This is a genomic window from Ruthenibacterium intestinale (assembly GCF_040096265.1).
GTDB classification, from domain to species: Bacteria; Bacillota; Clostridia; order Oscillospirales; family Ruminococcaceae; genus Ruthenibacterium; species Ruthenibacterium komagatae.
This window is the reverse complement of record NZ_JBBMFA010000091.1, coordinates 19,879-27,482: the sequence shown is the minus strand read 5'-3', so window position 1 is coordinate 27,482 and position 7,604 is coordinate 19,879. Positions and strand designations below refer to the sequence as shown.

Genomic DNA, 7,604 nt, shown 5'->3' with positions numbered 1-7,604 from the left:
GACCAGCCCTGGTCCCCATTTTCCCGCCTTGCGGGAAAAACCCGGCACCCTTTGTGGTTGTCGAGGCGGTTTGACGACGCAGCCGCGCAAAAGGGGCACCTGCCCGGCGTCGTTTCCTTATGGAACCCCGGCCAAAGCCCCCTTCTTTTTTATACTCTCATTTCAATGCTGCTGCCGCGGGTGGTTTTGCGCACCACCAGCTGTTTGTCGATGCGCTCGCGCAGTTCGGCCACATGGGAGATAATGCCTACCAGACGGCGGCTCTCGGTCAGACCCTGCAGCGCTTCCAGCGCTTTTTCCATGGACTGAGCGTCCAGCGTGCCGAAGCCTTCGTCAATGAACATGGCGTCGATCTGCACGCCGCCGGCATAGCTTTGGATCACGTCCGAAAGGCCCAGCGCCAAACACAGCGCCGCCTTGAAGGACTCGCCGCCGGACAGGCTCCGCACACTGCGCACTTTCCCGGTATAATTGTCCAGCACGTCCAGATCCAGCGTGCTCTGGCCCCGGCCCTCGGCCCGGTTGTGGCACAACAGCTCGAACTGGCCGTCGGTCATGCGGGAAAAGCGCCGGTTGGCCGCCGCCACCGCATTTTCAAAGTGCGCGGTCAGCACGTACTGTTCAAACTGTTTGCGTCCCAGGCCGCCGGTCAGTGTTCCGTTGGCCGTGCGGTTCAGTTTCTGGATCACCGCGGCCCGGTGCTGGGTCGCCGCGTTCTCTTCCAGAATCTTTTTCAGCTGCTTTTCCGCCTCGCGGTTCATGGAAAGCCGCGTGTGCACGGTTTGCCGGACCGCTCCGTTCTCCTGCCGCTGACTGCGAAGCTGTGCCAGGGCGTTCTCCAGCCCGGCCTCATCCGCCGGAGTGCGGCCTTCCAGCTGCCGGTCCAGACTGCTCTGCTCGGCGGCGCAGGCGTCCCGCTGCCGCTGCTCTTCTTCCAGCTGTTTTTTCCGGGTGCGGATCGCCGCTTCTTCCACCCGGTGCGCACGGTACTGCTGCTCGGTGTCAAACCCGGCTTTTTCCAGTGCCTGTTCAAAGGCCTTCCGCGCCCGAAGCTCCGCGGTGCGGGCGTCAGAAGCCTGCCGCGCATAGTCTTGGCACAGCGTTTCGGTGCTCTGCAGCTGTGCGGTGTATTCCTGCCAGCGGCTTTGAGCCTGCCGGAAAGCCTGCTCCAGCCGGCGGCTTTGGGCGGTGGCCCCGGCCAGCGCAGCCTCGGCTTCCTCCCGGGTGCCGCTGGTCAGGCGTGCCGCCAGCTCCTGTCTGCGGGCGCGCAGGGCGGCCAGCTCCTGCTGTTCCCGGGCTGCCTGCTCATCGGCCTGGCGCAGGGCTGCCTCTGCCTGCTGGCGGCGCTGCTGCAGCCGGGGAAGTGTCTTCACGGCTTCATCGCACCGTTTTTTTGTTTCAACAGCCTGTGCCAGCGCCTGCTGCAAGCGGACGTCCGTCTGCTCCAGCTGAGCGCTTTTGTTTTTCAGAAGTGTTCGTGCGCCCGCCCCGTCTTCCGGTTGCGCGCCGCACAGAGCGGCCACGTCTGCAAAGCACTGCTCCCGGGCGCTCTCAAATTTCTGGGCTGCGCGCCCGCTGTCCGCGGAAGCCTGCTGCACCTGTGCCCGCTGCTGCTCCAGCATCTGCTGTTCCCGGCGCAGCTGCTCTTCGTCCGGTGCGTTTGCCGGGCGCGGGGCAGGGCAGGGATGGTGGATGCTGCCACAAACGGGGCAGGGCACGTCCTGTTCCAGCCGGGCGGCCAGAACCCCGGCCTGGCTGTCCCAAAACTGCCGCTCCAGACGTTCGTAGGCCTGACGGCGCTCCTGATACATCCGGTGGACTGTTTGATAGGCTGCCTGTTTTTCATCGGCCTCCTGCCGAAGCGCCTTGCATTGCAGCAGCGCACGGTTCAGCTTCTGCAATTGCTGTTTTTCTTCTTCTGCCGTTCGGCAGGCCTGCTCTGCATTGGCCAGCGCTGCGGCCGCCTCACCGGCGGCGCCTGCCTGCCGGGTCACCCGGTCGATCTCCGCGGCCAGTTCCTGTTGTTCCTGCTCCTGCTGCTTGCGCCGGGCAGACTGCTGCCGGGCGGCGGCTTCCAGTTCTTCACAGCGCCGGGCCGCCTGCTCTGCCTCCCGGTACAGCGGCAGTGTCTCTGTCAGGCGGGCGATCTGCGCCGCCAGCGGGACCAGGTCTTCCTTTTGTTTCTGGGCATCGGCCCAGGCAGCCTCCTGCTGCTGCCGTTGCTCCAGCAGATTTTGGCGCAGGGAAGACTGCTGCGCGCTTTTCCCAGCCCAGTTTTCCGCATCTGCCCGGGCCTGATTCCACCGCTCTTCGGCGGGGACAACGGTGCCGGCTGCGCTCTCCCACAAAGCCAGCTCTTTCTTTTTGCGATCAAATTCCTCCTGCCGGGCAGAAAACTGCGCCTGCTGTTCCGCAAGCTGTTCCCGGCGGCGAAACAGCCGGTTTGTCTGCCGCGCCTGTTCCAGAAGGGCGGCCTGCTGCTCCGCCTGGTGTGCCTGCTGCTCGTCCAGCCGGTCCAGCCGGCGCACCAGCGCGCTGTCGGCACGGGTCATGCGCCCGGCCAGCTCCAGCACCTCCGCGCCCCGGTAAATACAGCCCTCATCCTTCAAAAGTTCCGCCAGCGCCGCCGCATTTTCTTCGGTGTCCGGGCGCAGCGCCTGAAACTGACGGCGCAGCAGTTCGTTTCCCTGCTCCGTTTCCCGATTGCACTGGGCGGCCAGCTCCTTGAGCCGATCCTGGGCGCGCCGATACACACCGGTGCTGAAAATCTGCCGCAGAATTTTACTGCGCTCCTCACCGGCGGTATTCAACAGGGCTACAAACTCGCCCTGGGCGATCATGGCGATCTGGCGGAACTGGTCCGCGTCAATGCCCAGCAGCTCATTCACCGCCCGGTTCACATCCCGCACCTTGTCCAGCACAGGCTGGCCCGGCGCATAAAATTCCGCGGTGGCGTCGTGCTGGGTCATGCCTTCGCCCCGGGTCTTGGGCCGCTGATATTCCGGTGTGCGGCGAATGCGGTACTCCTTGTTCCGGTGCTCGAACACCAGCTCCACATAGGTTTCATCGCCCGGAGCGGCATAGTCACTGCGCACGGTCTCCACGCCGCGGACCCGGCCGCTGAGCTTGCCGAACAGGGCATAGCACACCGCGTCAAACAGCGTGGTCTTGCCTGCGCCGGTATCGCCGGCCACCAGCACAAGACCGCTGTGCCCGAATTTTTCCAAATCCAGTTCTTCTTTTCCCGCGTAGGGGCCAAAGGCGCACAGGGAAAGGCGCATCGGTCTCATTCCCGCACCTCCTCAAATACCTGTTTCATCACTTCGGTCTCCTCGTCGGACAGATCGCTGCCGTGGACCTGGCGGTAAAAATCGCCGAACAACTCCAGCGGCGTTTTGTGCAGCATCTCCTGGGCGCGGTCCGAAGCGTCGGTTTGCCCGTGCCGGGCGGAAAACTCCAGCTTCACCAGATTGGGGTAGACCGCCCGCACCCGGGCCGCCGCGTCGATCAGGGGTGTTTCGTCGGTGAGCACCACATGCAGATAATCTTCCGACGGCTGCGCGCCGGACAGGATCTGTTCCAGCGTTCCCTTCACCCTGCGCACGTCCCGCAGAAAGTGAAGGGGAATTTTTTCCACATCCACCTGTCCTTTTTCGCCCAGTTCCACCAGCAGAACGCCTTTTTCGCCCCGGGCCTCGTCCACGGAATACTTGAAGGGAGCGCCGCAGTACCGGATGGTGTCCCAGCCCACGCGCTGGGCGCTGTGCACATGTCCCAGCGCCACATAGTCAAAGCCGTCGAACACGGACGCATCCACGTTGTCCAGCGTGCCGAGGCTCAGCGTCTCGGACTCGCACCGCTGCGTATCCCAGCCCACAGCCGTTACAAACTGATGTGCAATCAGCACATTGCGCTGCGAAAAATCCGGGTTGGCTTTTTTCAGGACCACCGCCACGGCATCGGTGTAGCTTTCAATGGATTCTTCCGGATAAAAACGCCGCACGGACGCGGGTTTTAAAAAAGGCATGGCCCAGATGGTCACGGAGCCAAAATCGTCCCGGCACGGATAGCGCACCAATTGGCCGTCGAACACGCAGGCAAGATGCACGCCTTTTTCGTCCAGAAGCCGGTCCGCAAAACCCAGACGCTCTGCGCTGTCGTGGTTTCCGCTGATGACGTACACGGGGATGGATGCCTGGCTCAGCCTGGTCAGAAACTCGTCAAACATCCGCACCGCACCCACGGTGGGAACGCTGCGGTCGTACACGTCACCGGCAATCAGCACCGCGTCCACACGTTTTTCCACAGCGATGTTGAAAATTTCATTTAAAAGATAGTTCTGATCCTCTTCCAGATCCGCTTCCCGCAGTCTGCGGCCCAGATGCAGATCGGACAGATGCAAACATTTCATATCGTTTCTCCTGTTTCGGGGGCGCTTTCGGTTCAGCGCCCATATAGAATCATGTTACCGCAAAAACATCCCACACGCAAGTTACGGCTCTTTTAGCGCCTGAAAACAGCGTGCATGCGGTAGGCAACCCTCCTTTTTGCGGGCGAGAGACTCTTCGTCCAAGGGGCGGATGAACTGCAAGTGCGGCTTTGTACTCTGGAAATTGCCCCTGCCAAAATAGGGTATTCGGAAATGATTCCATTACAAAATACTGATTAAAAAGCCTACGCCGCCTGAATGTCGGGCGGCGTAGGCAAAGGGGAAAACTTATTCAGAAAAAGATGATATCACTTCTTTTCCTTTTCCTCCAGCTCTTTGAAAAACTCTTTTGCGGTGATCCACCAATAGCGGTATCCTGTGGATTTTGGGGTGACCAGAATGCAGAACAGCATATTGGCATAAAGCAGCACCAGAAGAAAGAGCTGACTGTGCACCATCTGCTCTTCTCCCTGCCAGGTTTGTCCAAAACGCTGCACCGTGCAGCACACCAGCACTTCGCCGGCCACGGTCAAAGCCAGAAGAGAGCCGCCCAGGACATTGCGGAGAGCTTTGCTTTTGAAAAAAGCCGTTTTTTCCGGCCAAAGCAGTTTTTTCAGAACAAAACCGCCGGTGAGCGCGCCGGCCAGAAGATTCATGGCAATGGTTTTTTGAACTGCATGGGCTTCCCGCCCGTAATAGGGCAAATTCCTCTCACGCACCCAATTGCCGTTTTCCTGATGCTCCAAAATGCAGGCGACGCCTCTGTTATAAGCCATCCGAACGGTGACCCCCACCATCTCGCCCTCCAGAATGTTGAGGTTCCGAATATCATATCCCTTGGTCTCGTCTCCCACCTGAATCATCGCGGCGCCTTTGCCACGATATCCATCGTACCAGCCCACAATGGTCCCTTCGCAAACAGGCCAGCGGCCTGTGATTTTATTGGGCAGGTCATCACAGATCAAATAGATTCCCCCATAGAGACACATGAGATTCACAAAGACCGCCAGGGAAACCAAAAGGGGAAACAGAAAAGTTTGAAAGCGTTTGATTTCGAATTCGCTCTCTTTTTCCATCCCTTTTCGGGCATATTTGCGCACCCGTTCTTTTGTAAGCTTGCACGCCAGAAAATAAGAAAAGAACAGATCACAGCAGGTCGTAATCCACACGTAAATGGTTGACATTGCCATCCTGCTCACCTCGAACAAAATGATCCCCGGTTCAGAATTCCGGGCAATCCCTGTCTTTATTTTATTCGTTTGTGCCTTGCTGTTTCAAGGGGAAGTTTTTGCAAAGTGCCCCAGAGCACGCCCCTTTTACCAAGGAGTTGACGGTTCGTTAGAACAGTTTGACTTGGGAGAAGAAAATAAAAGATAAAATTGACCCGATGATTCACATCGACTGCCAAAAAAGGCTGATTGTATTACAAAGCACTATCGCTCCGCGCAAGGAGAGCGCAGAAAAAGAAAAAGCTCAGTCGAAAGACTGAGCTTTTTTGGTGACCCGACCGGGAATCGAACCCGGGTTACCGCCGTGAAAGGGCGATGTCTTGACCGCTTGACCATCGGGCCGGGTTTTGCAGAATTTTGCTAAATACTGCCAAAGCGCCCCACCAGCCGCGATTGCAGCCGATACTTTGCAGCCTTCAGAAAAATTCTGCGAAATGGTAGCGGTAACTGGATTCGAACCGGTGACACTTCGGGTATGAACCGAATGCTCTAGCCAACTGAGCTATACCGCCATTTTTAAAGCACCTTCACAATTGGTGCATTTGCTATTATACAGATTCAACGTACTTTTGTCAACACTTTTCTTTCTATTTTTCCCAAAAAACGGCTGTATTCCAAGGAATACAGCCGTTTTCCATATTTTTCCAATTGTAATCAGTGTTTTGGGACCAATTCGCTTTTTCCGCCCATGTAAGGACGCAGAACTTCGGGAATCCGCACACGGCCGTCGGCCTGCAGGTTGTTCTCCAGGAAGGCGATCAGCATACGGGGAGGCGCCACGCAGGTGTTGTTCAACGTGTGAGGCAGATAGTTCTTTCCATCCTCGCCCTTGATGCGGATCTTCAGGCGGCGGCTCTGGGCGTCGCCCAGGTTGGAGCAGGAGCAGACCTCGAAATATTTCTGCTGACGGGGGCTCCAGGCCTCGATGTCGCAGCTTTTCACCTTCAAATCTGCCAGATCGCCGGAGCAGCATTCCAGCTGACGCACAGGAATATCCAGGCTGCGGAACAGCTCGACGCTGTTGTGCCACAGCTTCTCATACCAGTCCATGCTCTCCTCGGGTTTGCAAAGCACGATCATCTCCTGCTTTTCAAACTGATGGATGCGGTACACACCGCGCTCTTCCAAGCCATGAGCGCCCTTTTCCTTGCGGAAGCAGGGGGAATAGCTGGTCAGCGTCAGAGGAAGCTGTGCTTCAGGAATGATCTGATCCACAAAACGACCGATCATGGTGTGCTCGGAGGTGCCGATCAAATACAAATCCTCACCCTCGATTTTATACATCATAGCGTCCATTTCAGGGAAGCTCATCACGCCCTGCACCACGCTGCCATGCATCATGAACGGGGGAATCACATAGGTGAAGCCTTTGTCGATCATAAAATCACGGGCATAGGCCAGCACTGCCTCGTGCAGGCGGGCAATGTCGCCCATGAGATAGTAGAATCCGTTGCCGGCCACACGGCGGGCGCTGTCCAGATCGATGCCGTCAAAGCGCTCCATGATGTCGGTGTGATAGGGGATTTCAAAGTCCGGCGTTTTTGCCTCGCCAAAGCGCTGCACTTCCACATTGTGGCTGTCATCCGGGCCGATGGGAACGCTGGGGTCGATCATATTGGGAATGACCATCATGATCTCGCGGACTTTGGCCTCCAGCTCTTCCTCGCGGGCTTCCAGCTCTTTCAGACGCTGTGCCTGTGCGGTGACCTGCTTTTTCACTTCTTCAGCTTCTTCTTTTTTGCCCTGGCCCATCAGAGCGCCAATGCTCTTGGACAGCTTATTGCGCTGGGCGCGCAGCTCGCTGACCTCGGTGATGACCGCACGGTTCTCCGCATCCAGCGCAATCACTTCATCCACCAGAGGCAGTTTCTGGTCCTGAAATTTCTTTTTGATATTCTCTTTGACGGCGTCCGGATTTTCCCGGACAAATTTCATATCCAACATGA

General features: G+C 58.1%; 5 protein-coding genes and 2 tRNA genes. 1 reads left to right on the top strand and 6 read right to left on the bottom strand.

The genetic code is table 11. The features are described 5' to 3' along the window. Positions 1 to 149 precede the first annotated feature (149 nt). The 3 genes from WMO24_RS08815 to WMO24_RS08805 all read right to left on the bottom strand — a co-directional run bounded on the left by WMO24_RS08815 (position 150) and on the right by WMO24_RS08805 (position 5,613). Positions 150 to 3,290, bottom strand: coding sequence for an AAA family ATPase (locus WMO24_RS08815; RefSeq protein ID WP_349216036.1), 3,141 nt, complete (start codon positions 3,288 to 3,290; stop codon positions 150 to 152). After that, on the bottom strand, positions 3,287 to 4,411 hold the full coding sequence (locus WMO24_RS08810; protein ID WP_349216035.1) for an exonuclease SbcCD subunit D: 1,125 nt from the start codon (positions 4,409 to 4,411) through the stop codon (positions 3,287 to 3,289). Before WMO24_RS08810 ends, WMO24_RS08815 begins: the two co-directional genes overlap by 4 nt. A 326-nt stretch (positions 4,412 to 4,737) precedes the next feature. Continuing rightward, on the bottom strand, positions 4,738 to 5,613 hold the full coding sequence (locus tag WMO24_RS08805; RefSeq protein ID WP_349216034.1) for a hypothetical protein: 876 nt from the start codon (positions 5,611 to 5,613) through the stop codon (positions 4,738 to 4,740). On the opposite strand from WMO24_RS08805, the gene WMO24_RS08800 reads away from it, so the two are divergent. Further along, on the top strand, positions 5,603 to 5,806 hold the full coding sequence (locus WMO24_RS08800; protein ID WP_349216032.1) for a hypothetical protein: 204 nt from the start codon (positions 5,603 to 5,605) through the stop codon (positions 5,804 to 5,806). The two genes, WMO24_RS08805 and WMO24_RS08800, sit on opposite strands and share 11 nt — an antisense overlap. A 119-nt stretch (positions 5,807 to 5,925) precedes the next feature. Here WMO24_RS08800 and WMO24_RS08795 read toward each other — a convergent pair. The 3 genes from WMO24_RS08795 to serS form a co-directional block, all read right to left on the bottom strand. Next, a tRNA-Glu gene (locus WMO24_RS08795) sits at positions 5,926 to 6,000 on the bottom strand. Between the two features lie 93 nt (positions 6,001 to 6,093). Further along, positions 6,094 to 6,170, bottom strand: a tRNA-Met gene (locus tag WMO24_RS08790). 142 nt (positions 6,171 to 6,312) lie between these two features. Next, positions 6,313 to 7,602, bottom strand: coding sequence for a serine--tRNA ligase (serS, locus tag WMO24_RS08785; protein WP_349216030.1), 1,290 nt, complete (start codon positions 7,600 to 7,602; stop codon positions 6,313 to 6,315). Between the last annotated feature and the right edge of the window lie 2 nt (positions 7,603 to 7,604).